This window comes from Nostoc sp. CCY0012 (assembly GCF_963920855.1).
GTDB lineage: Bacteria > Cyanobacteriota > Cyanobacteriia > Cyanobacteriales > Nostocaceae > Cyanocohniella.
On sequence record NZ_CAWUDM010000021.1, the window covers coordinates 47,715 to 74,003 of the forward strand.

A 26,289-nucleotide genomic window follows, 5' to 3' on the forward strand; every position below is an offset into this window, starting at 1 on the left:
CTACGTAAATGTAGTGTCTAGGATGGCGCTATGCCAAGTTATATGCCAAGTTATACATTAATCTGGCTTCTAGGTGGAGCAGTTCTGTGTTTAATGGAATTGTTCTTACCATCGGCTTTTGTGGAATTCATGATGGGGATTAGTGCCTTAATTGTGGCGCTACTATCTTTTGTGGGTTTGACGAATTTATGGCTGCAAGTTGCGGTTTGGTTACTGCTTTCCACAATGCTGATTGTACTTTCCCGGCGGTATTTGCAACCGCGACGACGCCAGTCAAAAATTCAGAATGCAGTTTTAGCCGAAACTTTAACAGAAATACCCGCCGGACAACTAGGACGGGTGCTATACGAGGGAAATTCTTGGCGCGCACAATGTGAAGACGAAAAGCTCACCTTAGCACCCCATCAAAAAGTGTATGTAGTCCGCAGAGAAGGCAACACCTTGATTGTGATGCCAGAATACCTATTGCGATAAACGTGCTGAGTACTAAGCGAAAACTTGACAGTGGATGCTGACGACTCAGAAATTAGGAGAATGAATAATGTTAGAAAATTTCTTTTTGCTAGTCTTTTTGGCCCTTGGTGGTTCTGCGGTTGCAGGATCTGTCAGAGTCGTCAATCAAGGTAATGAAGCTTTGGTAGAAAGATTGGGTAGCTACAACAAAAAACTGGAACCAGGGCTAAATTTCGTCATTCCCTTTTTGGATAAAATCGTCTACCAACAAACCATCCGAGAAAAAGTCTTAGATATTCCTCCCCAAAAATGTATTACTGGGGATAACGTGGGTATTGAAGTAGACGCAGTAGTTTACTGGCGCATCTTGGATATGGAAAAAGCCTGGTACAAGGTGGAAAATCTTCAGGCGGCCATGACTAACTTGGTGCTAACTCAAATTCGCGGGGAAATGGGTAAATTAGAGTTAGATAAAACCTTTACCGCCCGCGCTCAAATTAGTGAAACTTTGCTGCGTGATTTAGATGAAGCTACTGATCCTTGGGGGGTGAAAGTTACGCGGGTAGAACTGCGTGATATTAGCCCATCTCAAACCGTCAGGGAATCAATGGAATTACAAATGTCGGCGGAACGGCGCAGAAGGGCAGCCATTCTCACTTCTGAAGGTGAACGCGAATCTGCTGTGAATACTGCTAGAGGTAAAGCAGAAGCGCAGGTGTTGGATGCGGAAGCCCGGCAAAAATCCACAATTCTCCACGCAGAAGCTCAACAAAAATCCATTGTCTTGCAAGCCCAAGCGGAACGCCAACAGCAAGTTCTCAAGGCACAAGCAACAGCAGAAGCACTACAAATTATCACCAAAACTCTGAATACAGAACCAAGGGCGCAAGAAGCATTGCAGTTCTTACTTGCCCAAAATTATTTGGAAATGGGTATGAAGATTGGTAGCAGCGACAGCAGCAAGGTAATGTTTATGGACCCCCGCAGTATTCCTGCCACTTTAGAGGGGATGCGTTCCATTGTTTCCGACGCTTCTGCTAACCCCTTATTTGGCAGTGAAATGCCAAGTGTAAACAATAATCGTCCCAACTGAGAAAACAGGAGTTAGAAGTGAGAATTTCTGAATAAAACCCTTTTGAATCATCAGATTTATTAATCAGTAGCAATGCCAGTAGCGTGATTCATCTGGCATTGACTACACAAACCAAAAAATTCCAGGGTGTGGTAAAAAATTTTAAACTTGTGGCTGGACTCTAGTTCGTCTTCTAAATTATGGACGGGGCATTGATGAATAGGAATTGAGACACCACATTGCAAACAAGTAAGGTGGTGTTTATCTTGTTGGGCCAGGTTATAGAGGGCTTCGCCGTTAGCCAAAGTCCGTACCTGCACCATACCTTCTAGTTTTAAAGATTCCAAGGAACGGTAAACGGTTGCTAAACCCATGCTTTGATTACGATTACGTAATTCTACGTAAATATCCTGGGCAGAAATACCTTGTTTGATAGTTTTTAGGAGGTTCAAAATACGTTCTTGACTGCGGGTGCGGATGGCTCTCATAGACAATTATTGAAATTCGCCACTGTAATAGAAGCTGTTATACTGGCTAACTGATTAATTAACTGTAACTGCTCCGTAATCTTATTTTCACTCAGTTGGGGCAGAAAGTTATAGTATAGCGATCGCAGCATTCAGCAAAAAGCCTGTGCAAAGGAAGTATATAGCTAAAATTTTCGTAACGCTTCGTCCTTCAGTCTTAGACCCTGCTGGTGTGGCTGTACAATCCGGTCTTCAGCAACTGGGCTACGACAACGTGGAACAAGTGCGGATTGGTAAGTACATCGAACTAACCATCACTTCGACTGAAGAGAAGAAAGCGCGTCAAGACCTCGAAAATATCTGTGACCAAATGCTAGCAAATCCAGTGATTGAAAATTATCGCTTTGATTTGATAGAGGTAGAAACACAGACGGGAGTCATTTAACGGGTATTGGGGATTGGAGATTGGGTATGGGGAAAACTCTTCCCCAGTTCCTAGTCACCAGTCCCTAGCCCCAGTCCCTATTGACTAAACAATTAAACAGATGAAATTTGGGGTTTTGGTTTTTCCGGGTTCTAATTGCGATCGTGATGTGGCTTATGTCACCAGAGACTTGCTGGGACAACCAACTCGCATGGTTTGGCATCAAGAAACCGATATTAGTGACTTGGATGTCGTCATCGTTCCTGGTGGCTTTAGTTACGGTGACTATTTGCGCTGTGGTGCCATCGCCCGGTTCTCGCCTGTGATGCAGCAGGTGATTACCCATGCCAAACAAGGTAAATTCGTTCTCGGTATTTGCAACGGTTTTCAGGTATTAACTGAAGCGGGGCTGTTACCTGGAGTATTAACGAGGAATCAAGATTTGCATTTTATCTGCGATCGCGTTCCCCTGAAAGTTGAACGTACTAATACCAATTGGACGCAAACCTACACCACTGGGGAAATTATCACCCTGCCTATTGCCCACGGTGAAGGGCGATTTTATGCCGATCAAGCAACCTTATCAGCGATTGAAGATAATGGGCAAGTAGTTTTCCGTTATGCAGGAGAAAATCCCAACGGTTCACTAAATAACATTGCTGGAATTTGCAATCGTCAAGGCAACGTTTTGGGCATGATGCCCCACCCAGAAAGGGCATCAGATGCCTCATTGGGATGTAGTGATGGGTTGAGGATGTTTCAGGGCTTACTAGAGGAAATAGCCGCGTTAGCGTAGAACTTTACGCCCGCGCCTTTCATAGTCAACAAAGTAAGGGTACAGCAATGCTGTACCTTTTAATTTTTTGTATAGCTGCGAATAGAATTATGTAGGCATTTTTGTCAAAATTGAATACTCCAAAACGTTTGATTTCCTGGACGTATTTCGCGCCTTAGCGGTTTAAAAATTCCCTTAATACAAGCAGGTAGATTGCCTAATGTCTATTCCCAATACAATTAAGCAGTTTATTCAATGGATACAAACTTTTGATAGTCGGACTTTGCAAAACGAAACCGATGTAGAAACAAAATTAGTTTTACCGATGTTTCAATATCTCGGCTATTCAGAAGAATTTAGACAAAGTAAATCTCCTCTAAAAACCCATAATTATGAAAATCAAGCAAAAAACCTCAAGCCATTTCATATTTATTTTTCTACTGATAATGTGGTGTATCAAAATGCAGACACCTCCTTATTTGTTGTTATCTGCTTAGAACCAAATATTACTAACTTTGCAGATGCTATTGCACAAGGTAAATTTTATAGCAATTATCTCAAGTTGTTGTTTTTCATAGTTACCAATGGATATGAGATTAATGTATTCAAATGTCTGAGCTATCGCCAAGAAGAAATTATTTTTGATATCAATACAGATTTATTGATTAACATTAATTTAGCATCTAAGTTTTATAATCAACTACATTTTGAGTATATTAAAAGCATTGATAAAAATCAAAATTTTTCATATATTAAATATTTTGTTATCGAAAAAGCTCTAGCACAGCATTCAAATTTACAAGAAATTATATCAAAATCTGACTTTGAGCCTACCATAATTCGAGAAGGCGATCGCCTGATTATTGTCAGACCTAAAGTTTTAGTTGAATGTAATTTACCAAAAGCTTTTTCTGAAGGTAATTGTCAAATACAATTTAGCAATTTAACTTTAAGGGGCTTGAAAATTCATTTAAATCATCAAGATATTTTAAGCCAATTAATGACAGGATTATATACTCAAGCACATTGGGGCTGTCGTCGTTTTTTACATCAGTTAGATAATCATACTTTTGAAGTATGTTTAGGACAAACAACAGTGATTTTATCTGCAATAGAAACAGCAGATTTGTGTTTATGTATTGATGCAATTTGCCAAGATTATAAGAAATTAGTTATCGGATTGGAAAATATATTAGAAACATGGGAGTTTCCATTAATAGATATTGCAGGTATTCGAGGATTTCAGCTTTTCTCTGTAGATCCAAAAATCTGGGAATTAATGCAAAAATTCGCTCAAGAATTTAATTATGCTCAAGGTAAATCTGAATGGCATATTTTTCATCAAGAAGCAACATCAATTAGAATCAGTCGAGGTATTCGTGACCATGCGTTTATATTGCCAAAAATTGACAATTATGGCTCAAAATTAGAAAAAATTAATATTGTGTATGAAATCAATGAAGTGCATTTACAATCTTTAGAAAGAGGCGAAATAACTTCATGGCAGCAAGACATTGGGCCTCAAGGAACTTGGACAGCTAAATATACTCAACAGTGGTTATTAGAAAAATATATTCCTTACGTTATTGATTATTATTCACAAAAATGTCAATTATGGGAATTTGAATTAAGCAAAAACATAGGCAATTGCCAAGTTAATATTATTTCAATTTCCGAAATTAACGAGATTAAACAATTAATTCCTTATCTACGAAATATTCAATCTTGGCTAAATATTTATGTCGAAAATATTCCTGCTGTAATATTGCAAAAATATTATCAATCATTTACAGACTTGGTACGTAACACTGATTCGGCAATCATAGGTATAGATTATATTACAGGGAATTTGCGGAAAATAGAATGGGTCAATAATAAAGATGAGATTGTTAGTGATTTAATAGATGGGGAATATCTAACTTTCAAAGATGCTATGCATTCTTTATCTCAACAAGTAGCTAGAATCAATAATTCCACACATGAAAATAGTTGGAAAGCAGATTTAATGACGCGGATATTTATCTGGATTATCGAACATGGAAAAATTCGTTTTTCTCAATCGCAATTAAATGCTACAAAACAAGCTTTACTACCTCTTTGGGAAGAAAGCAGATTTGAAATGCGGTATGTGTATGGTCGTGATTTTTGATTTTCAATGATGAAAATAATCACCTAAATGCAGAGTACCCCAAGGAGAGGAAGAAAATTTGAGGGACTGAGTAAAACTATTTCAATTGATAGAGAAACCATCAAATATATGACTGCTATACTGACTTTAATTAAGCAGCATATTTTACTAAAAGGCTTGTTTATACCAAGCTAGTTTAGCTAGAAATGCAAAGATATTTTAGCCCTAGAGGCTGGGAACAAATTGGTATAAGAGGTAAAAAAATGACCGCCGAAGAAAGAAGGTTAGAAGAAGACCACACCCGCAAAGCATACTGGCGCAGATGGGGCCCTTACCTAAGCGATCGCCAATGGGGTACTGTACGAGAAGATTACAGTTCTGATGGTAGCGCTTGGAGCTATTTTCCCCACGATCATGCTCGTTCTCGTACCTATCGCTGGGGTGAAGATGGCATTGCTGGTATTTCTGATAATCATCAACGATTGTGCTTTGCTTTAGCAGTTTGGAACGGTGAAGATCCTATTCTCAAAGAACGATTATTTGGTTTATCTGGGCCTGAAGGTAATCACGGGGAAGATGTTAAGGAATATTATTTTTATCTTGACAATACCCCATCTCATGCATACATGAAATATCTGTATAAATATCCCCAAAAATCATTTCCCTATGCAGAATTAGTAGCAGAGAATCAGCGCCGAGGCTATGATGAGCCAGAATTTGAATTAGTCGATACAGGTATTTTTGACAATGATGAATACTTTGATGTATTTGTAGAATATGCGAAAAATTTTGATGAAGATATTTTAATTAAAATAAATATTATTAATCGAGCATCTGAAACTAAAACTCTAGAGATATTACCTACATTGTGGTTTCGCAATACATGGTCTTGGAAAGAAAACGCACCCAAGCCAAAACTAGAACAAAAAACATCGAATATTATAGATGCTGATCACCCGACATTAGGCAGGCGATCGCTTTATTTTCAAAACTGTCAAAATACGTTATTTACCGAAAATGAAACTAATAATGAGTTGATTTTTGGAGTACCTAATAACTCTCCCTATGTCAAAGATGGCATTAATAATTACATTGTTCAAGGAAAAACTACAGCAGTCAACCCTGAACAGATAGGAACTAAAGCAGCAGTTCATTACAAATTAAATATTGCTCCCGGAGAAACTCAATCTATTTGCCTACGATTAACGGATATTGATAATCTTCAAGAGCCGTTAGGAAAAGAATTTGAGGAAATTTTTGCTCTACGTCAGCAAGAAGCAGATGAATTTTATCATCATATAACACCAGGCAATTTATCCGCAGATATCCGCAACGTTCAGCGACAAGCATTTGCAGGATTGCTGTGGACAAAGCAGTATTATCACTATGTAGTAGAAGATTGGATTAAAGGTGATCCCACCCAACCAAAACCGCAAAGAGAAAATGTCCGTAACCAAGAATGGATGCATCTATTTAACGATGACATTATTTCTATGCCAGATAAATGGGAATTTCCTTGGTATGCTGCTTGGGATTTAGCTTTTCATGTAATTCCTTTAGCAATGATTGATCCAGATTTTGCTAAACGTCAAATGGATAGATTAACGCGTGAATGGTATTTGCATCCTAACGGACAAATTCCTGCTTATGAATGGCATTTTAGCGATGTTAACCCTCCTGTTCATGCATGGGGAACTTGGCGAGTTTATCAACTTGAAAAAGAATTTTATGGACAAGCTGATACCGATTTTTTAGAAAGAGTCTTTCAAAAGCTATTACTTAATTTTACTTGGTGGGTTAACCGCAAAGATAATGATGGTAACAATGTTTTTCAGGGTGGCTTTTTAGGTTTAGATAACATTGGAATTTTTGACCGCAGTTCCGAATTACCTACAGGTGGCAGTTTAGAGCAATCTGACGGCACTAGTTGGATGGGTATGTATTGTTTAAATATGCTAGGAATTGCGTTAGAATTAGCAAAAACTCGCCCAGCATATGAAGATATCGCTAGTAAATTTTTTGAGCATTTTCTTTATATCGCCGATGCGATGAATCATCTAGTGTGTGATGGTATCCACTTGTGGGATAATACCGACCAATTCTTTTATGATGTCCTACATCTACCCCATGATGAACGCATTCATCTTAAAGTGCGCTCGATGGTAGGTTTAATTCCTTTATTCGCTGTAGAAACATTAGATTCACAAGTATTGGCAGATTTACCTGAGTTTAAAAAACGCTTTGAGTGGTTTATTAAAAATCGCCCCCATCTCCAAGAAAATATTGCTTCTTTAGAACAATCAGGTTATAAATCTAGACGCTTATTAGCTATTGTCAGTCCAGAAAAACTCAAATTAATTCTGAGAAGAATGTTAGATGAAACCGAGTTTTTGAGTTCTTATGGTATCCGTTCTGTTTCTAAATTTCACGCCGAACATCCCTATACCTTTAACGTCAATGGTGAACAACATCAAGTAAAATATGAACCAGCTGAATCTACTAGTGGGATGTTTGGTGGTAATTCTAACTGGCGCGGCCCGATTTGGTGGCCAATGAATTATTTAATTATCGAGTCTTTGCTCAAATTTTATGAATATTTAGGAAATGATTTTACAATTGAGTATCCTACTAATTCGGGTAAATTCCTGAATTTATTGGATATAGCAACAGAGTTATCTCAAAGATTAACTCATATTTTCCTCAATAATGATGAAAATTATCGTCCTGTTCATGGTAACAATCATTTGTTAAAAACTCATCCAGATTGGCGTGATTTAATTTTATTTTACGAGTATTTTAATGGTGATAATGGTGCAGGACTAGGAGCAAATCATCAAACCGGATGGACAGGATTAGTAGCATATCTTGTTCATCACTGTGAAGTAACTTGCAAACTGCAAAAACATAAAAAATAATTTGCAACAATATTTACAGGTACTTAATAGTACTTACGCAACTGGCATATTATTTTAAGTTTGTAGTGAGGACTTTAGTCCTCTCTGCGAGACGCTCCGCGGTAAGCGCAGCTATGCTAAGGGCTGTACTGCTTCGCAGAACCCGTAGAGTAGCCCTGACTACAAGCAAAAAATTTTTATTTTTTGTCACACTTGCGTAAGTCCTGCTTAAAACAAAAATTTTAGCCCACGCAAGGTGGGCTTTTTACTTGTAAATAAGGGTTTTCTCGAAGTGTTTCTATTCCTCCTGAGGTTCCACTATGGGATTTTCTGGTATCTCTGGTGTTGAAGACACATTAGGCGCAGGCGTAGAAGTTGGACTCGGACGACGCTGGAAGTATTTACTAAATCTCGATGTTGGTGATTCAGTAACCTCCTTTTCAGGTATTTCTAGCTGTGGTTCTGGAGATATTTCTACTTGAGGCGCAGGTGTAACTTCTGGTTGTGGTTCTGGTGTTGGCGACTCAATTATTTCAGGTAATTTCGGCGAGACGCTAGGTGTTGGTTCAATGCTAGGACGTGAACGACGCTGGAAAAATTTACCAAATCTAGGTTTTTCTACCTCAGGTACTACTATTTCTGGTTCTTCGGTAGCTGGGGGTGTAATTTCTGGTTGTAGTTCTGGTGTTGGCGACTCAATTATTTCAGGTAATTTCGGCGAGACGCTAGGTGTTGGTTCAATGCTAGGACGTGAACGACGCTGGAAAAATTTACCAAATCTGGGTTTTTCTACCTCAGGTACTACTGTTTCTGGTTCTTCGGTAGCTTGGGGTGTAATTTCTAGTTGTGGTTCTGGCGTTGGCGAGACGCTAGGTGTGGGTTTTACTTCTGGTTGTTTTAACTCAGTTGGGGGTATCTCTGGAATTTCAGTAGTTTCAGGAAGTGGTAAAGGTATTGGTTTGGGTATTGTTTCAACAGTGGGAATTTTAGTAGGGGTGGGTGTCGGTTCAGTAATTGATTTCTTCGCAGTGTAATTTGGATCTACAATGCTACGCACCTCATCAGCTTTCAGATCCCCTCTGACAATTCTGGAAAGTGTATCTTTACCCTTAGGCTGGTAATTGATTAGTCTGGCTGTAGTGTTGAAGGCATTTTTTACAGGATTTCCCTGATTATCCAGAAATTCTACCTTTACCCAGTTTTGCCCAGGTTGAAAGCCCTTGAGGTAAACTGCTTGCCAGCGATCCAAAATGAAGCTTTCACCATTAATTGTGCAACGAATGCGCCAATCATTAATAGGATTATTGCCATCTAACTCAGATGCCAGGTGCAGAGGGGCATTAGTTAAGTAAAAATCTAATAGAATTGGTTCTGCCCCATAGTCGCCTTTAGGACGGCTGTAGGTTAGCATTGGGAGTGCAGCATCGGGGTTGTTATCTTCAGTTTTAGTGAAAACGTGAAATGTTGTCTGGGCGTAAGCACCTTCATTTTTGAAGCTTTCGTGCCACGGACGAGAAGCAAAAACGCGCAGGGTATGGGTACCTGGAGATAAGTCTGGTAAAACTAGAGGCTGATTCAGGTCATAAACCGCTATGTAAGGTTGGTTATCTAGAATTACGTGGAGATGAGGCCCCAAATCCCATTGGGCATCTTTAAATATAGGCAGATCTTTTACCTGAAACTTGACTGAGACTGCGTTTTTTGGGAGAACTTCATCAGGTTGGGGGGTAACTATTGTGACCTGTGGCCGATAAACTTCCAAGGTTTGGCGTAAGTCTTGAATAACTGCTGGTGGAGAAACTTCGGAAAATTGCTGAGAAATTTTAGAAGTTTGGGGAGGTTTTTCTCCATAGCTAACAGACACTTCCTGGCTACTAGCTTTTTCGCCACAACTGGTTAAACTCAAGACCAGTACAAAGGTAATGAGCCATTTAAAAATAGTAAATCTCCCAGAGAGGAGCTTGTCTAAAACTGCTTTCTGCCATGAGTTCATGCCTTTCACCCTAGTAATAGTCGTCAGCAACTGACAGATTATTTTGGCTTAAAGTGTGCATCGCACACCATAACCTAAAAGGTGAAATCGATATTCACACCTCATAACGTTTTTTTGACTTTCTCAGGTCACTTCAAAATAAGTAATATTTTTGACAAATTTTTCAGTAGCAAAGAAAACATAGAAGAAATTTGCAGGAATACAGGGTAGCAAAAATAAGAGCAATAGATGAATTGAGTTCCATCTATAATTTTTACGAATTGTTATCCTTTGTAAATTAAATGAAAAAACTCTTGACTTTTGGACAAGATGTTTGAAGTTAAAAAGCATATAAGGCAATTATTTCAGCGAATTTGAATTATTGTTAAAATGTGTCTAACAAAGTACTAGTCTTGACCCTATAATTCAACAGAAACAAACTTCCACATAGAGTCTCATCACTGCTTCAGGAAATTTCTGTAGTTTGCGACCAAGGTTAACTTTGTGGTATTCATGATTCCTCATTCCTTATCAAGAGAGGAGGTCGAATGACGATTAGTCCTCCGGAGCGAGAGGAGAAAAAGGCAAGAGTAATAGTCGATAAAGACCCGGTTCCTACCTCATTTGAAAGATGGGCAAAGCCAGGACACTTCGATAGAACCTTAGCCAGAGGGCCCAAAACCACCACATGGATTTGGAACCTTCATGCACTCGCCCATGATTTTGATACACATACAAGCGATTTAGAAGACATTTCCCGCAAAATCTTTGCCGCGCACTTTGGGCACCTTGCCGTAGTGACGATTTGGTTGAGCGGAATGATCTTCCACGGCGCTAAGTTCTCGAATTACGAAGCCTGGTTAAGCGACCCCTTAAATGTGAGTCCTAGTGCTCAAGTCGTTTGGCCCATCGTTGGACAAGACATTTTAAACGGTGATGTCGGTGGAGGCTTCTACGGTATTCAAATCACCTCAGGCTTGTTCCAAGTATGGCGTGGCTGGGGTATTACCAGCTCATTCCAGCTTTACGTAACTGCTATTGGCGGTTTGGTATTAGCAGGCTTGTTCTTGTTTGCTGGTTGGTTCCATTACCACAAGCGCGCTCCTAAACTGGAATGGTTCCAGAACGTGGAGTCAATGCTGAATCATCACTTGGCAGTATTGCTAGGTTGTGGTTCCTTGGGATGGGCTGGACACTTAATTCACGTGTCGGCACCAACAAATAAGCTTTTGGATGCAGGTGTAGCGGTAAAAGACATACCTTTGCCCCATGAGTTCATCCTGAACAAAGACTTGTTGATCGAGCTGTATCCCAGCTTTGCTAATGGGTTAACACCATTCTTCACCTTGAATTGGGGTCAGTATGCTGACTTCCTTACCTTCAAGGGCGGTTTAAACCCTGTAACAGGCGGCTTGTGGATGGGTGATATTGCTCATCACCATTTGGCGATCGCAGTACTATTCATTGTTGCTGGTCACATGTACCGTACCAACTGGGGTATCGGTCACAGCATTAAAGAGATCCTGGAAAACCATAAGGGTCCTTTCACTGGTGAAGGTCACAAAGGTTTGTACGAAAACCTGACCACATCCTGGCACGCTCAGTTAGCAACTAACCTTGCTTTCTTGGGTTCACTGACCATCATCATTGCTCACCACATGTACGCAATGCCCCCGTATCCGTACTTGGCAACGGACTACGCAACGCAATTGTGTATATTCACCCACCACATGTGGATCGGTGGCTTCTTGATTGTCGGTGGTGCTGCTCACGCTGCTATTTTCATGGTGCGTGATTACGATCCCGTGGTTAACCAAAACAACGTACTGGATCGGGTGATTCGTCACCGGGATGCTATCATCTCTCACCTGAACTGGGTGTGTATTTTCCTAGGCTTCCACAGCTTTGGACTGTACATCCATAACGACACAATGCGTGCCTTGGGACGTCCCCAAGACATGTTCTCCGACACGGCAATTCAGTTGCAGCCAGTATTTGCTCAGTGGGTACAAAACATACACACCTTGGCACCTGGTGGTACTGCTCCTAATGCCTTAGAACCAGTTAGTTATGCTTTTGGCGGCGGTATCTTGGCTGTAGGCGGCAAAGTGGCAATGATGCCCATTGCTTTGGGTACAGCAGATTTCTTAATCCACCATATCCACGCCTTCACCATTCACGTTACAGTCTTGATTCTGCTCAAGGGTGTGCTGTTTGCCCGTAGTTCTCGTCTGATTCCAGACAAAGCGAACTTAGGCTTCCGCTTCCCTTGTGACGGGCCAGGTCGTGGCGGTACATGTCAAGTATCTGGTTGGGACCACGTGTTCCTCGGATTATTCTGGATGTACAACTCCATATCGATTGTGATTTTCCACTTTAGTTGGAAGATGCAATCAGATGTCTGGGGAACAGTAGATGCAGCGGGTAATGTGTCTCACATTACTGGTGGTAACTTTGCCCAAAGTGCCATCACCATCAACGGCTGGTTGCGTGACTTCTTGTGGGCGCAAGCTTCACAAGTAATCAACTCCTACGGCAGTGCATTATCTGCTTATGGTCTACTATTCTTAGGCGCTCACTTTGTCTGGGCATTCAGTTTAATGTTCCTGTTCAGTGGTCGCGGCTACTGGCAAGAACTAATTGAGTCCATTGTTTGGGCACATAATAAACTGAAAGTAGCTCCAGCAATTCAGCCTCGCGCTCTGAGCATTATTCAGGGACGAGCTGTAGGTGTAGCTCACTACCTCCTAGGAGGAATTGCTACAACCTGGGCATTCTTCCATGCACACATCCTTTCAGTAGGGTAGCAATTCAGTTTTTTGAGTTAAGGGTTAAAAGTGATGAATGTTGATTTACAAAGAAATCTGACAGACAAAACTTTTAACTCCTAACTCCCCGCAAAGCTGACACCTGATGGCTAAAGGTCAGAGGATTTATCAAACCTATGGCAACAAAATTTCCAAAATTTAGCCAGGATCTCGCACAGGACCCGACTACTCGTCGGATATGGTATGCGATCGCCACAGGCAACGACTTTGAAAGCCACGATGGCATGACGGAAGAAAATCTTTACCAAAAGATTTTCGCCACTCACTTCGGTCACTTGGCAATCATTTTCTTGTGGGCGTCCAGCCTCCTGTTCCACGTGGCCTGGCAAGGTAACTTTGAACAGTGGATTAAAGATCCCCTTCATGTCCGCCCAATCGCCCATGCGATTTGGGACCCCCACTTTGGTAAACCTGCTATCGAAGCATTTACCCAAGCGGGTGCTAGCAATCCGGTAAACATTGCTTACTCTGGTGTTTATCACTGGTGGTATACCATCGGGATGCGGACGAACAGTGAACTGTACACCGGTTCTGTGTTCCTCCTGTTGTTGGCAGCATTATTCTTATTTGCTGGTTGGTTGCACTTGCAACCCAAGTTCCGTCCTAGCCTCTCTTGGTTTAAGAGTGCTGAACCCCGCCTGAACCACCACTTGGCAGGTTTGTTCGGTGTCAGTTCCTTGGCTTGGGCTGGACACTTGATTCACGTTGCTATCCCCGAATCTCGCGGACAGCACGTTGGTTGGGATAACTTCTTAACCACATTGCCCCACCCAGCAGGTTTGACACCCTTCTTCACAGGTAACTGGGGCGTTTACGCTCAGAACCCTGACACTGCCAGCCATCTTTTTGGTACATCCCAAGGTTCAGGTACAGCGATTCTGACATTCTTAGGTGGATTCCATCCTCAGACAGAATCTTTGTGGCTGACCGACATGGCTCACCACCACTTGGCGATCGCAGTACTATTCATTGTTGCTGGTCACATGTACCGGACTAACTTCGGCATTGGTCACAGCATCAAAGAAATGCTGAACTCCAAATCCGGTTTAGTACCTGGTAGCAAGAGTGAAGGTCAATTCAACCTGCCTCACCAAGGTCTTTACGACACCATTAACAACTCGCTGCACTTCCAGTTGTCTCTAGCTTTAGCGGCACTGGGAACTATCACATCGTTGGTAGCGCAGCACATGTACTCGTTGCCTCCTTACGCATTCATTGCTAAGGACTACACAACTCAGGCAGCGCTGTACACTCACCACCAGTATATTGCTGGCTTCTTGATGGTTGGTGCTTTTGCCCACGCCGCCATCTTCTGGGTACGTGACTACGACCCCGAACAAAACAAAGGCAACGTACTCGACCGTGTGCTACAGCACAAAGAAGCGATTATCTCTCACCTCAGTTGGGTATCGCTATTCTTAGGTTTCCATACCCTCGGTTTGTATGTACACAACGACGTAGTAGTAGCTTTCGGTACTCCTGAAAAGCAAATCTTAATTGAGCCTGTGTTCGCACAGTTCATTCAAGCTGCTCACGGTAAAGTACTGTACGGTTTAGATACCTTGTTGTCTAACCCCGACAGCGTAGCCTACACAGCTTATCCTAACTACGGCAACGTTTGGTTAGGTGGCTGGCTGGATGCCATCAACTCTGGCACAAACTCCCTCTTCTTAACAATCGGCCCTGGCGACTTCCTGGTACACCACGCATTCGCTTTGGCTATTCACACCACCACCTTAGTACTTGTTAAAGGTGCTTTGGATGCTCGTGGTTCTAAGCTGATGCCCGATAAAAAGGACTTCGGCTATGCCTTCCCTTGCGACGGTCCAGGCCGTGGCGGTACTTGCGACATCTCAGCTTGGGACGCATTCTACCTAGCTATGTTCTGGATGTTGAACACCATTGGTTGGGTAACCTTCTACTGGCACTGGAAACATCTAGGTATTTGGCAAGGTAACGTTGCTCAGTTCAACGAAAACTCTACTTACCTCATGGGCTGGTTCCGTGATTACCTCTGGGCTAACTCTGCTCAGTTAATTAACGGTTACAACCCTTACGGTGTGAATAACCTGTCTGTTTGGGCTTGGATGTTCCTATTTGGACACCTAGTTTGGGCAACTGGTTTCATGTTCCTCATCTCTTGGAGAGGATACTGGCAAGAGTTGATTGAAACCCTTGTTTGGGCGCACGAGCGGACTCCTCTAGCTAACTTAGTTCGCTGGAAAGATAAGCCCGTTGCTATGTCCATCGTTCAAGGTCGTTTGGTTGGTCTAGCTCACTTCACCGTTGGCTATGTCCTCACCTATGCGGCGTTCTTGATTGCCTCCACTGCTGGTAAGTTCGGATAATTCGGCTGCTAGTTTTGTAGATGAGTAATAAAATCCCCTGCCTCAAGGTGGGGGATTTTTTGTGGTAAATATCAAGGCAGGGCGGGTGACACTAAACAGCCGAAGTCCCAAAACGATAACCCTTACCATACACAGTGTGAATCAAAGGAGCTTCTTTCCCTACCTCAATTTTTCGCCGTAACAGACGAATTAACGCTGCTATCACATTACTGTTTGGTTGTTCTTTATCTTGCTGCCATAAATTTTGGAGAATTTGGGCATGAGTTAACAACTGCCCTGTATTTTCCATAAAATATTGCAACAGCTGACTTTCCTTTTGGGATAACTCAATAATTCTTCCTTGACGATAAGCTACTTGATTTTCGTAATCGAGTTCTAAATCAGCTACAGTCAGCCGTCCTGTAGTAGTTTCATGATTTGGAGAACTCGAACGACGTAACAACGCCCTAACTCTTGCCAATAACTCCCGTAATTCAAACGGCTTCACTAAATAATCATCCGCACCCGCATCTAAACCTTCCACTCGGTCATCTAAAGTATCTTTGGCAGTAAGAAATAATACAGGTGTAGACTTTCCTTGGCGGCGCAACTCCTGACAAATCTCCAAGCCTGTTTTGCCTGGAAGCATCCAATCTAAAATTAGTAAATCATAACTACCCCCAGCAGCAAATTCGCTACCAGTAGTACCATCATAAGCCATGTCAACACTGTAGCCTTCGCGTGTTAAGACACGACTCAAAGGGTCAGTCAATTCAACTTCATCATCAACTAATAAAATTCTCATTCTGCTTGTGGTAAGCATATAGAGATATTCTCAATAATATAAATGAACCGCCAAAAAGAAAATGTTAACTGTTGCATTGCCGAAAGGGGAACTCCTCAAAAATAGTATCCGCTTGCTGAAATCTGTAGGATTAGATTTCAGTGCTTTTTTAGATTCTGGAACTCGCCAACTGCAAATTCCTGATGCTAGCGGGCAAGCAAAAGGACTATTGGTGCGTGGTCAAGATGTGCCTGTATATGTTGAATACGGTCAAGCACAGTTGGGAATCATTGGTTATGATGTGTTGCGGGAGAAAAAGCCGCAAGTTGCACATTTGGTAGATTTGCAGTTTGGTCATTGTCGGATGTCAGTGGCAGTAAAAGCATCGAGTTCTTATAAATCACCTTTAGATTTACCACCTCACGGTCGGGTTGCCTCTAAGTATGTGAATTGCGCTCGTGAATATTTCCATAGTCTGGATTTACCTGTAGAAATTGTGCCTTTGTATGGTTCTGTAGAATTAGGCCCCATCACCGGTATGTCGGAAGCGATCGTAGATTTAGTTTCCACAGGAAGGACTTTGCGCGAAAATGGTTTAGTTGAAATTACTACCTTATATGAAAGTACGGCACGGTTGATTGCCCATCCCTTAAGTTATCGACTCAACACAGGTAATTTGCATCAAATAGTCGAACAACTGCGCCAGGATGCTGCTGTAACTGCGGTTTAGTTAAGGGAAATCCCAAAATTAAATTATCCCATCTTGTAAGGTGGGCATCCTGCCCGCCCTTAATATAAGCCAGGCAAGATGCCTGCTCTACAAAGAATTTTGTCATACTTTTTTACTTGGAAGTCCCTAAGTAGTGCGATCGCTTGGGTAATCGAATATCCTGAACAATCAAATTCCTATCCAGCATGATAGATAACACTCATAAAATAGATTCCTTTCGGGCCTTAGCACTACAAGTGACTTGTCACGCTGTCAATCAAGCAAGCGATCGCCAAGAAGCCCAATTGTTGATGCAAAACTCTATCAAGCGCTTGGCACAACAAATTGCTGCTAGTCTTGCTTTTATTGGCCCGGATTGCCGCTTAATTGTCCTACCAGAATACTTCCTCACAGGTTTCCCTCTAGGCGAATCTTTCGCTGTGTGGAGAGAAAAAGCTTGTTTGGAAATGGCGGGTGCTGAGTATGAAGCACTGGGTAAAATTGCTCAAAAACATCAAATATTTTTAGCGGGTAACGCCTACGAACTTGACCCAAATTTTCCAGATTTATACTTCCAAACCTGCTTTGTAATTGACCCTGCTGGTGCAGTCGTCTTGCGGTATCGGCGGCTCAATTCCATGTTTGCCCCTACTCCCCATGATGTCTGGGATAAATATCTAGATTGTTATGGTTTAGCAGGGGTGTTTCCCGTTGCTCAGACAGCCATTGGTAATTTAGCAGCATTGGCATCAGAAGAAATTTTATATCCAGAAGTAGCCCGTTGTTTAGCAATGCGGGGGGCAGAAATTTTTTTACACTCCACATCAGAAGTGTATGGTCAGAATTTATCACCTAAAGATGCAGCAAAAATTACCCGTGCTGTAGAAAATATGACTTACTTAGTCTCTGCTAATACAGCAGGCATAGTTAATAATTCCATCCCCGTTGCCTCTGCTGATGGTGGTTCTAAAATCATTGATTATCGGGGAATGGTAATAGCACAAACAAATACAGGCGAAAGTATGGCGGCATTTGCAGAAATTGACTTGGCTGCCTTGCGCCGCGATCGCCGTCGTCTAGGGTTAAATAATTTACTTTCGCGCCAGCGTTTTGAACTATACGCCCAGAGTTACAATCAGTCAAATTTTTACCCAGCAAATACTATGCTGGAGGGAGAAGTAGACCGCAAACACTTCACACAAACGCAGCAAGCCACCATCGAACGCCTAGCCAAATTGGGAATAATTTAAGTCTAAGGATTTTTGCTAACCACAGAGGCGCCGAGATTACGGAGAGATAAATGTAAAAAAAATACTTAACTATTAGGCTTTTACTAATGACCAATGACCAATGACCAACGACCAATGACCAATGACTAAAACCATAGAAGTCCGCAACCCCCGGACTGGCAAATTTGACTATGTAATTCTCCCACCACCCCCCAGGTTGTTGGTAAACCAATGTAACCGCGCTCGTCGCGCCCAAATTCGCTGGCAGAAAATAGGTCTAGAAGGTAGAATTGCCGCCTTACAGCAATGGAAACAAGCCATCATCTCAAGAAGAGAACAATTAACAGAAGCATTGGTAAACGATACAGGAAGATTATCGACTTCTGTCCTAGAAATAGATTCTTTTTTAGCCAGCATTGACCGTTGGTGTGGGTTAGCACCAGAAATACTGCAAGACACAGCCAAAAATACAACTATCCCATTTATTGCCTTACAACAAACATCAGTACCTTACCCTTTAGTGGGGGTAATTAGCCCGTGGAATTTTCCCTTATTACTATCAACAATTGATACAATTCCGGCATTATTAGCGGGTTGTGCTGTCGTTGTCAAACCCAGTGAAATTGCACCCCGCTTTGTGGCACCATTAATAACAGCCCTTCATGCTGCACCAGAGTTACATGATGTCTTATGTTTTGTTGAGGGAGCAGGTGAAACAGGTGCTACTTTGATTGAATGTGTAGACTTAATTTGTTTTACAGGCAGTGTAGCCACAGGAAGACAAGTTGCAGCAGTCGCAGCCCAAAGATTTATTCCCGCTTTTTTAGAATTAGGCGGAAAAGACCCGGCGATCGTTTTAGAATCAGCCAATATAGAATTAGCAACCTCAGCGATTTTATGGGGTTCAGTCGTCAACGCCGGACAGTCTTGTCTTTCCATTGAGCGCATTTACGTTGCTGAATCCATCTTTGATGAGTTTTACCATCAACTCATAGCCAAAGCCCATAGCCTAGAGTTAGCTTATCCCAAAATTGATAGTGGAGAAATTGGCCCCATTATTTCCGAAAGACAAGCCGCAATTATCAACGACCATTTACTAGATGCAGTGGAAAAAGGCGCATTAATTCATTGTGGCGGTAAAGTAGAGGAATTAGGCGGAGGTTGGTGGTGTCGTCCCACCGTTATCACCCAAGTCAACCATTCCATGAAAGTGATGACCGAGGAGACTTTTGCCCCTATTATGCCAGTGATGCCATTTCCCACAGTTGAAGAAGCAGTATATTTAGCAAATGATTCTGTATATGGACTCAGCGCCGCAGTATTTGCCGAGTCAGAAGCCGAAGCCTTAGTCGTAGCGCAGTACATTGATGCTGGAGCCATTAGTATCAACGATGCCGGACTGACTGCTATGATGCATGAAGGAGAGAAAAATGCCTTCAAATTCTCCGGTTTGGGTGGCTCACGTATGGGGCCAGCATCAATCAAACGATTCCTACGAAAAAAAGCCTTTCTGATTAAAACTGACTTTAATAGCGACCCCTGGTGGTTTGATAAGAAGTAATATTCAGTAATTACGAACTACGAACTTGTACTGAGCGCAGTCGAAGTATTACGAATTACATAAAGGAATTGTGTCATGTCTAACATTAGAGAAGAAATGCCCGTACTTGCCCGTCACGCAGGAGATTGGGTAGGAACATATACACTGGTAGACATCACTGGAAAAATTCTTGATCAACATCAATCTCATTTAAATTGCCAGTTTCCTGAAAATGACCAATATTCCTATTATCAAATTAATCGCTACACATGGTCTGATGGGAAAAAAGAAGAACATACATTTCCCGGAACATATCGGGATAAAATACTCTGGTTTGACACTGAACGGATTCAAGGAAAAGCCTGGGAAGTTGATGACTCCACAATTATTTTATGGTTTTCTTATAAGACAGTACCAGAAATGCACTTATATGAAATGATTCAAATTAGTCCCGATAATAACTATCGCGCCCGTACTTGGCACTGGTTCAAAAATCATCAAATTTACCAACGCACATTGATTCAAGAAGAACGATTTAGGTAGTACAAGAAATTTATAGAAAGAGCGCTAAAGCACTCACTACAAGCAATTAATATATTTCAGATACAAGCATGGCAAAAAGCGACAAACTCAACTTCTCAACTCCTAGCGGTTTTCCCGAATTTCTCCCCAGCGAAAAAAGACTGGAAGTATATTTACTAGATACTATTCGTAAAGTATTTGAAAGCTACGGTTTCACACCTATAGAAACTCCCGCAGTAGAACGTTTAGAAGTACTGCAAGCTAAAGGTAACCAAGGCGATAATATCATTTATGGAATTGATCCAATATTGCCACCAAATCGCCAAGCAGAAAAAGAAAAAGCCGGGGAAACAGGTTCGGAAGCTAGAGCTTTAAAGTTTGACCAAACAGTACCATTAGCCGCTTATATTGCCCGTCACCTGAACGAGTTAACCTTTCCTTTTGCGCGTTACCAAATGGATGTTGTATTTCGGGGTGAACGAGCCAAAGACGGGCGTTTTCGTCAGTTCCGCCAGTGTGATATAGATGTCGTGGCGCGGCGAGAACTCAGCTTACTTTATGATGCTCAAATGCCAGCAATTATCACTGAGATATTTGAAGCAGTAAATATTGGCGATTTTCTCATTCGCATCAATAATCGCAAAATTCTCACGGGATTTTTCACATCAGTAGGAGTTGCAGAAGACCAAATTAAAACTTGTATTGGCATTATTGATAACTTAGAAAAAATTGGTGAAGCTAAAGTTAAACAACAATTAGAAAAAGAGGGTATTTCTACTGAACAAACTCAAAAAATAATTGATTTTATTAAAATTGATGGCACTGTAGATGAAATATTAGATAAACTCAATCATCTAACTGAAAATTTCCCAGAAGCAGAGCAATTTATATTGGGTGTAACTGAATTAAAAACAGTAATTACAGGTGTCAGGAATTTAGGCGTTTCCGAAAAACGTTTCTGTATTGATTTATCAATTGCCCGGGGTTTAAACTACTACACTGGCACAGTTTACGAAACAACATTATTAGGACATGAGGCTTTAGGTAGTATTTGTTCTGGGGGCAGATATGAGGAATTAGTTGGGATTTTCTTGGGCGAGAAAATGCCTGGTGTGGGCATTTCTATTGGCTTGACTCGTTTAATTAGTCGCTTACTCAAAGCTGGTATTCTTAATACCTTACCTGCTACGCCAGCCCAGGTAATGGTAGTCAATATGCAAGAAGATTTAATGCCCATTTATTTACAAGTTTCTCAACAACTGCGTAAAGCTGGACTTAATGTTGTAACTAACTTTGATAAAAAAGGCTTGGGTAAACAATTCCAATTAGCTGATAAACAAGGCATTCAATTCTGTGTCATTATTGGTTCCGAAGAAGCAGCAGCACAAAAGTCTTCTTTGAAAGATTTGCAATCAGGGGAACAAGTAGAGGTATCACTAGAAAAATTGGCGGAAGAAATTAAAAAAAGAATAACTATTAATGGTAGTTGAAATAATAAATTGCAGCTTTGTTACTCCGTCACAAAATGGATTTTTCATCAATATTGAGACGAAAAAATACTATATATGAAAAATGATAATTCTCACCCTAATGAAGAAAATGGTGATTTTCTGAATATAGCATCTGTCAAAGAAGACTGGGGTGGCGATGGTAAAGGACGCATGAATTTATCAGGAAGGCGTACCGCCATTTCTCCAGAATATGTACCTCGTAAATACCAGTTTTTTGACACAAATAATGTACCAGATGAACAAGGTTGGCGCATCCAAGGGATGCCGGATTATGTAAAATCTGGAAGTCGCAGATTACTAACTTGGCATGATTGTGGAGCTTCTACATCCAGAGTTATCTTACCATCCGATTTTGTAGCACCATCAGGCATATTTACTGCTGATTTAGAACTGTTTGTTTTAAAAGGTGTAATTCAAATAGGCGAATGGAGACTTAATAAACATTGCTATTCTTTTATTCCCGCAGGAGTGAAAGTAGGAAATTGGCAAGTACTAGGTGATGAAGATGTAGAAATCCTGTGGATGGAAAATGGTAATGCACATTACAATAATCTAGAAAATAATCATCCAGATGCTAGGTTAAATGAATTTATACCAGTTTTGGATAGTAAATTAATACCTTGGGGCAAAACAGACACAGTTCAATTTGAAGTATCAAAAAAGAAGTATTTACGGAAAGATGCTAACGGTGGTGGCGTGTGGCTACTGGCAATCTTGCCACATTATGATGGTAAATACCCAATGATTCAATCATATAATGAAGAGTCTTATGGTTTAGTTGGGTATTGTGACATGGGAGATTACCACTTTACCAAAGACCACTTTGGTTATTGTCCCAGTTTTGTTACCTCCCCTTGGCACAGGACGGATGATGGGGGTTTATTCTTTGTCAGAATTGATAGAGATTTATCAAAAGTTGCTACAGTGTTGTCTTATGCAAATGACTATTAATTTAACTTCTTTTTAAATAATGTCCAGTAGGCGAACCTAAAACTTGTCCGTTGTTATAAATCAAATTTCCCCGCAAAAAGGTACTTTTCACCCGTCCAGTTAACTCCATTCCTTCAAATGGTGTGTACCCTTGTTGTGATTGCGACTCAGCAGCACTTACCACAAAAGTCTCATTGGGATCTAATAATACCAAATCAGCATCGAAGCCAATAGCTATATCGCCTTTTGTGAGTACACCAAACCTTCGTGATGGGTTCCAAGATAGCAACTTCGCCATGTGGTTGTAAGACATCCCCCTCTTACTACCTTCACTAAATACACCAGAGAGCAAATATTCTGTACCACCAAAACCAGACTTGGCTAACCAAATATTATTCGGATTTTTCGCACTTCTTTTTTGTTCAGCAGAACAGCAAGCATGGTCACTAACTATCCAATCTACTTGATGGTTTAATACTGCTTGCCATAAGTATTCTACATCGGCACGAGGGCGGATCGGGGGGTTGACTTTTGCCCAAGTTGTTGTTGGTGTATCGACATCTAATAGTAAATGTCCCACGGTTACCTCTCGCCGAAAGTTAATGTGAGGAAAAGCAGTTTGCATTGTTAAAGCTGCTTCCATTGCTTTACGGGAACTTAGATGTAATAAGTTGATGTTTGCACAATTGGTTTCATGTGCCAAATAAGAAGCAATACAAATAGCTAGTCCTTCGGAATGGGGGGGACGTGCCGCACTGTAAGCTTGGAGTCCATTGAGGCTAGAATCATTTTCAACTATTTTGGTGTAGGCGTTGAGAATTTCGGCAATTTCGCAGTGCAAACTTAAGCTAATAGTATCTCGCGCTTCTGGATGATCAGCCATTAAGGCAGTAAGACGACGCATGATAAATTCAAAGTGGGCAAAGTCGTAGCGTTCTTCTTTGTTAATCATCAAAAACAGGTTTTGTTGGTCTGATAAACCATGCAAACCGTAACCACCATAAAACATGAAGATTTTAAAAGAAGATACTCCATGTTCTGTAAATAGTAGCGGGATTTCATCAAGATGTTGGCTAGCTATGGGTGCAACGTGATAGCCGTAATCAACAAAAAAATTACCTGCGGATAATGCTAATACTTCTGGAAAAAAATCTTGGTAGGAACCGCCTTTGTTTAAATAATATTGTCCTGTCCGAATGTAGTTGAGGCTAGTTGTAACTCCCCCCATTGCGGCGGCTTTGCTTTCGGTAATTGCATCTTGGTCGAGGGGTTGATAAATACCTATGTGCATATGGGCATCTACGACACCTGGAAATCCTAAGAGGTTTTTGGCATCAATTATTTCTTTGCCTTGGTCTGAGCTAATATGAGGCGCAATTTGGGCAAATTTTCCATCCTGAATCCCCAGGTCGAGTAGTTCAGCTGTATCTTGATGGGGACGAACTACTCTGACGTTTTTGATGATTTTATCTAAAAAGGGGGCTTCGGACATGGTAGACCTCACACTAAAATGAGTACATAACCTAGTGGACTGACAAGCCTAAAATGGTGTGATAGATATAACTCTTGTAGTGCGGGCATCTTGCCTGCATCGGACGGGCGAGACGCACATCCTACAAGATAAATTTAATGCAACATTTTAGTCTTGCCACGCCATTAGTTAGTTTTAAAACACACAGGCACAGAGTCAATCAAGAGTTAAAACGGGAAATTTGTGACGAGAAAACACAAATTTTTAATACTTGAAAAACAATTTAACTATTTTACAATTTTAGATGGCACTGTCTACGCCAATACATTAAAAATCTTTCTTTAATCATCTTGAGGAAAAGCATAATGGCAATGTTTAATGACTATCATCTGAATCCGATGCAGTTTACTTTTCTTAACAGCTTTCAAGATAACTGGCAAGTGATTAGAGATGAGTTTACAAGTTTTATTAATCAGGCATCTACTGAGGAGTTAGCTTTTACTTATAATGTTTTGGGGCCTAAAAGTCAGACGATTAAAACTAAGGGTAAGTCTAAGTACAGTGCTTGGGGAATTTTATTTCAAGGTTTATTTATTGAAGAATATATTCGATGTCATCAAATACAATATCCTGATTATGGAACAGATACGGCCTCAGAGAAAGCATTGGCTTTAAGAAATAAATATTTTGCTAATTTGGCTCAAGTAATAGCAGATGTTAACTTGGTCAATGATAATATTATCAGAAATGTATATTTTGGTACGTTTCATCCAGGTTTAGATATTAAGCTACATGTGAATGATAACCCTCACATGAATCGTGGCTATTTGGGATTAATTGTGCCGGAGGGAGATGTGGCTATGAAAATATGTCATGAACAGCTTTATTGGCATGAAGGACAATTCATGGTTTTAGATCATAGTTATCCACATTGTCCACATAATTATACTAATTACGACCGAACTGTTTTGGTTGTAGACTTTTTTAAACCGGATAAGTCTAGAGAAGAAGTAATAGCTTTTGAACAAGAGCAAGTTAGACAACGTATGCAAGATAATCCTTTTAGCTTGGGTGTTTTTGGTAAAAGTGATCAAGTGCAAGCAGAAGATTTTATTAAGTATGGTTTAGCTCATCAGTTAGAGTGGGATAAAGCTTTATAGGCTGTGTTTTCAAAATATTGAAAAATGAATAGAAAAACCTACAAGAAATTGATAGCAAATCAACTTAATCAAGATTTTAAATCTGCTGTAAAAATTGTTGAAATTCCTCTTACTCAACCTGCTGTTGGTCAAGTTTTAATTAAAAACAAATTCGCGGGCATTAACGGTGGTTTTGACACTTTACTTTGTCAAGGTAAAGTTCCCTATGTTAATTTAATGCCTCCCTTTGATTTGGGCGTGGAAGCTGTGGGAGAAGTTGTCGCTATGGGTGAAAATGTCCAAGATTTTCACATAGGTGATGCTGTAGTAACTACAGTCCGTGGTGGTGGCTATGGTGAATATCAGGTGATAGATGCAAATCTGGCTGTGAAAGTACGAGAAGCAACGCCAGAGATTCTCACTCTCATGCCTACAGGTGTATCGGCTTTGGTGGCACTGGAACAAGTGGGAGAAATGAAAAGTAATGAAGTGGTTTTAGTGACAGCAGCAGCTGGGGGAACTGGACATATTGCGGTGCAGTTGGCGAAGCTAGCGGGTAATCATGTAATTGGTATTTGTGGTTCTGAGGCAAAGGTACAATTATTAAAGGAATTAGGTTGCGATCGCATCATCAACTATCGCACAGAAAACCTCGATCAAGTCCTCAAACAAGAGTACCCCCAGGGCATTAATTTAGTTTTTGAGTGTGTCGGTAAACAAGTTTTTGATACCTGCGTTGCTAATTTAGCTGTGGGGGGACGTTTGGTGGTTGTGGGTTTTGTCTCAGAATATGCCAAAAATCAAGAACAAGTTACCCAAACCCGCCTTTATCATCAATTATTTTGGAAAGCTGCTTCTGTACGTGGCTTTTTGATGCCTCATTATCAAGCATATATGCCAGAGGCACGCGATCGCCTGTTAAATCTTTTCTACACAAATAAGCTGAAAGTTTGTGTTGATTCAACGCAATTCTTCGGTCTAGAGTCCATCCCTGATGCTGTCGAACACTTACTCAGTGGTAAAAATTGTGGCAAAGTAGTTGTCAGACTCTAGCAAACAACTACTTTACCATTGACCATAAGAGGCAGGGGAGCAGGGGAGCAGGGGGGAAGGG

The 26,289-nt window shown here is 41.0% G+C and carries 20 protein-coding genes; 16 read left to right on the top strand and 4 right to left on the bottom strand.

Going from position 1 to position 26,289, the window contains the following annotated elements; genetic code table 11:
- The first annotated feature begins 42 nt into the window (after positions 1-42).
- Positions 43-474 carry an NfeD family protein gene (locus ACM0OS_RS08450; protein ID WP_414542726.1) on the top strand — a complete coding sequence of 144 codons (432 nt, stop codon included), beginning with the start codon at positions 43-45 and terminating at the stop codon, positions 472-474.
- Between the two features lie 67 nt (positions 475-541).
- Entirely contained in the window at positions 542-1,546 is a 1,005-nt protein-coding gene (locus ACM0OS_RS08455; RefSeq protein WP_414542727.1) for an SPFH domain-containing protein, read from the top strand.
- Positions 1,547-1,605: 59 nt separating this feature from the next.
- On the opposite strand, the gene ACM0OS_RS08460 is transcribed toward ACM0OS_RS08455, so the two are convergent.
- Positions 1,606-2,013, bottom strand: coding sequence for a Fur family transcriptional regulator (locus tag ACM0OS_RS08460; RefSeq protein ID WP_414542728.1), 408 nt, complete (start codon positions 2,011-2,013; stop codon positions 1,606-1,608).
- A 145-nt stretch (positions 2,014-2,158) separates the two neighbouring features.
- Between ACM0OS_RS08460 and purS the strand changes: the two genes are divergently transcribed.
- From purS to ACM0OS_RS08480, 4 genes are all read left to right on the top strand, one after another.
- Positions 2,159-2,437, top strand: a complete 279-nt coding sequence (gene purS / locus ACM0OS_RS08465) for a phosphoribosylformylglycinamidine synthase subunit PurS (protein WP_414542729.1) — start codon at positions 2,159-2,161, stop codon at positions 2,435-2,437.
- 100 nt (positions 2,438-2,537) lie between these two features.
- Positions 2,538-3,212, top strand: a complete 675-nt coding sequence (purQ, locus tag ACM0OS_RS08470) for a phosphoribosylformylglycinamidine synthase subunit PurQ (protein ID WP_414542730.1) — start codon at positions 2,538-2,540, stop codon at positions 3,210-3,212.
- 199 nt (positions 3,213-3,411) lie between these two features.
- The gene (locus ACM0OS_RS08475; protein ID WP_414542731.1) at positions 3,412-5,340 is read left to right on the top strand and encodes a type I restriction enzyme HsdR N-terminal domain-containing protein; all 1,929 of its coding nucleotides are present in this window, start codon (positions 3,412-3,414) and stop codon (positions 5,338-5,340) included.
- A 242-nt stretch (positions 5,341-5,582) separates the two neighbouring features.
- Entirely contained in the window at positions 5,583-8,234 is a 2,652-nt protein-coding gene (locus ACM0OS_RS08480) for an MGH1-like glycoside hydrolase domain-containing protein (protein WP_414542732.1), read from the top strand.
- A gap of 277 nt (positions 8,235-8,511) precedes the next feature.
- Here ACM0OS_RS08480 and ACM0OS_RS08485 read toward each other — a convergent pair whose 3' ends face one another.
- Complete coding sequence (locus ACM0OS_RS08485; protein ID WP_414542733.1) at positions 8,512-10,206, bottom strand: hypothetical protein; 1,695 nt, start codon at positions 10,204-10,206, stop codon at positions 8,512-8,514.
- Between the two features lie 527 nt (positions 10,207-10,733).
- On the opposite strand from ACM0OS_RS08485, the gene psaA reads away from it, so the two are divergent.
- Complete coding sequence (gene psaA / locus ACM0OS_RS08490; protein WP_414542734.1) at positions 10,734-12,992, top strand: photosystem I core protein PsaA; 2,259 nt, start codon at positions 10,734-10,736, stop codon at positions 12,990-12,992.
- A 137-nt stretch (positions 12,993-13,129) separates the two neighbouring features.
- Positions 13,130-15,361: a photosystem I core protein PsaB gene (gene psaB / locus ACM0OS_RS08495; protein ID WP_414542735.1), complete on the top strand. Its 2,232-nt coding sequence runs from the start codon at positions 13,130-13,132 to the stop codon at positions 15,359-15,361.
- Positions 15,362-15,452: 91 nt separating this feature from the next.
- Here the strand turns inward: psaB and rppA are convergent, their stop codons facing one another.
- Positions 15,453-16,145, bottom strand: coding sequence for a two-component system response regulator RppA (gene rppA, locus ACM0OS_RS08500; RefSeq protein WP_414542747.1), 693 nt, complete (start codon positions 16,143-16,145; stop codon positions 15,453-15,455).
- Between the two features lie 61 nt (positions 16,146-16,206).
- Between rppA and hisG the strand changes: the two genes are divergently transcribed.
- The 6 genes from hisG (at position 16,207) to ACM0OS_RS08530 (ending at position 22,586) form a co-directional block, all read left to right on the top strand.
- The gene (hisG, locus tag ACM0OS_RS08505) at positions 16,207-16,854 is read left to right on the top strand and encodes an ATP phosphoribosyltransferase (RefSeq protein ID WP_414542736.1); all 648 of its coding nucleotides are present in this window, start codon (positions 16,207-16,209) and stop codon (positions 16,852-16,854) included.
- Between the two features lie 185 nt (positions 16,855-17,039).
- Positions 17,040-18,083: a nitrilase-related carbon-nitrogen hydrolase gene (locus ACM0OS_RS08510; RefSeq protein WP_414542737.1), complete on the top strand. Its 1,044-nt coding sequence runs from the start codon at positions 17,040-17,042 to the stop codon at positions 18,081-18,083.
- Between the two features lie 121 nt (positions 18,084-18,204).
- Positions 18,205-19,623, top strand: a complete 1,419-nt coding sequence (locus ACM0OS_RS08515) for an aldehyde dehydrogenase family protein (protein WP_414542738.1) — start codon at positions 18,205-18,207, stop codon at positions 19,621-19,623.
- Between the two features lie 75 nt (positions 19,624-19,698).
- Positions 19,699-20,145, top strand: coding sequence for a DUF3598 family protein (locus tag ACM0OS_RS08520; RefSeq protein ID WP_414542739.1), 447 nt, complete (start codon positions 19,699-19,701; stop codon positions 20,143-20,145).
- 68 nt (positions 20,146-20,213) lie between these two features.
- On the top strand, positions 20,214-21,614 hold the full coding sequence (gene hisS / locus ACM0OS_RS08525; RefSeq protein ID WP_414542740.1) for a histidine--tRNA ligase: 1,401 nt from the start codon (positions 20,214-20,216) through the stop codon (positions 21,612-21,614).
- Between the two features lie 75 nt (positions 21,615-21,689).
- A complete protein-coding gene (locus tag ACM0OS_RS08530) occupies positions 21,690-22,586 on the top strand; it encodes a DUF4437 domain-containing protein (protein ID WP_414542741.1) in 897 nt (298 codons plus the stop codon).
- A gap of 1 nt (position 22,587) precedes the next feature.
- Here the strand turns inward: ACM0OS_RS08530 and ACM0OS_RS08535 are convergent, their stop codons facing one another.
- Complete coding sequence (locus ACM0OS_RS08535; protein ID WP_414542742.1) at positions 22,588-24,057, bottom strand: amidohydrolase family protein; 1,470 nt, start codon at positions 24,055-24,057, stop codon at positions 22,588-22,590.
- Positions 24,058-24,401: 344 nt separating this feature from the next.
- On the opposite strand from ACM0OS_RS08535, the gene ACM0OS_RS08540 reads away from it, so the two are divergent.
- Together ACM0OS_RS08540 and ACM0OS_RS08545 are read left to right on the top strand one after the other, a co-directional pair.
- Entirely contained in the window at positions 24,402-25,196 is a 795-nt protein-coding gene (locus ACM0OS_RS08540; RefSeq protein ID WP_414542743.1) for an aspartyl/asparaginyl beta-hydroxylase domain-containing protein, read from the top strand.
- Positions 25,197-25,220: 24 nt separating this feature from the next.
- Positions 25,221-26,228 (top strand): zinc-binding dehydrogenase, encoded by a 1,008-nt coding sequence (locus ACM0OS_RS08545; RefSeq protein ID WP_414542744.1) that lies wholly within the window; start codon positions 25,221-25,223, stop codon positions 26,226-26,228.
- Positions 26,229-26,289 lie beyond the last annotated feature (61 nt).

Excerpts from the sequence above, each read along its gene's own strand:
- ACM0OS_RS08475 (WP_414542731.1), top strand. The coding sequence starts at position 3,412 with ATGTCTATTCCCAATACAATTAAGCAGTTTATTCAATGGATACAAACT.
- ACM0OS_RS08480 (WP_414542732.1), top strand. The coding sequence starts at position 5,583 with ATGACCGCCGAAGAAAGAAGGTTAGAAGAAGACCACACCCGCAAAGCA.
- ACM0OS_RS08455 (WP_414542727.1), top strand. The coding sequence starts at position 542 with ATGTTAGAAAATTTCTTTTTGCTAGTCTTTTTGGCCCTTGGTGGTTCT.
- ACM0OS_RS08520 (WP_414542739.1), top strand. The coding sequence starts at position 19,699 with ATGTCTAACATTAGAGAAGAAATGCCCGTACTTGCCCGTCACGCAGGA.
- ACM0OS_RS08460 (WP_414542728.1), bottom strand. The coding sequence starts at position 2,013 with ATGAGAGCCATCCGCACCCGCAGTCAAGAACGTATTTTGAACCTCCTA.
- hisS (WP_414542740.1), top strand. The coding sequence starts at position 20,214 with ATGGCAAAAAGCGACAAACTCAACTTCTCAACTCCTAGCGGTTTTCCC.
- ACM0OS_RS08535 (WP_414542742.1), bottom strand. The coding sequence starts at position 24,057 with ATGTCCGAAGCCCCCTTTTTAGATAAAATCATCAAAAACGTCAGAGTA.
- ACM0OS_RS08510 (WP_414542737.1), top strand. The coding sequence starts at position 17,040 with ATGATAGATAACACTCATAAAATAGATTCCTTTCGGGCCTTAGCACTA.
- ACM0OS_RS08530 (WP_414542741.1), top strand. The coding sequence starts at position 21,690 with ATGAAAAATGATAATTCTCACCCTAATGAAGAAAATGGTGATTTTCTG.
- psaA (WP_414542734.1), top strand. The coding sequence starts at position 10,734 with ATGACGATTAGTCCTCCGGAGCGAGAGGAGAAAAAGGCAAGAGTAATA.
- ACM0OS_RS08485 (WP_414542733.1), bottom strand. The coding sequence starts at position 10,206 with ATGAACTCATGGCAGAAAGCAGTTTTAGACAAGCTCCTCTCTGGGAGA.
- ACM0OS_RS08545 (WP_414542744.1), top strand. The coding sequence starts at position 25,221 with ATGAATAGAAAAACCTACAAGAAATTGATAGCAAATCAACTTAATCAA.
- ACM0OS_RS08515 (WP_414542738.1), top strand. The coding sequence starts at position 18,205 with ATGACTAAAACCATAGAAGTCCGCAACCCCCGGACTGGCAAATTTGAC.
- ACM0OS_RS08540 (WP_414542743.1), top strand. The coding sequence starts at position 24,402 with ATGGCAATGTTTAATGACTATCATCTGAATCCGATGCAGTTTACTTTT.
- psaB (WP_414542735.1), top strand. The coding sequence starts at position 13,130 with ATGGCAACAAAATTTCCAAAATTTAGCCAGGATCTCGCACAGGACCCG.
- hisG (WP_414542736.1), top strand. The coding sequence starts at position 16,207 with ATGTTAACTGTTGCATTGCCGAAAGGGGAACTCCTCAAAAATAGTATC.
- rppA (WP_414542747.1), bottom strand. The coding sequence starts at position 16,145 with ATGAGAATTTTATTAGTTGATGATGAAGTTGAATTGACTGACCCTTTG.
- purQ (WP_414542730.1), top strand. The coding sequence starts at position 2,538 with ATGAAATTTGGGGTTTTGGTTTTTCCGGGTTCTAATTGCGATCGTGAT.
- ACM0OS_RS08450 (WP_414542726.1), top strand. The coding sequence starts at position 43 with ATGCCAAGTTATACATTAATCTGGCTTCTAGGTGGAGCAGTTCTGTGT.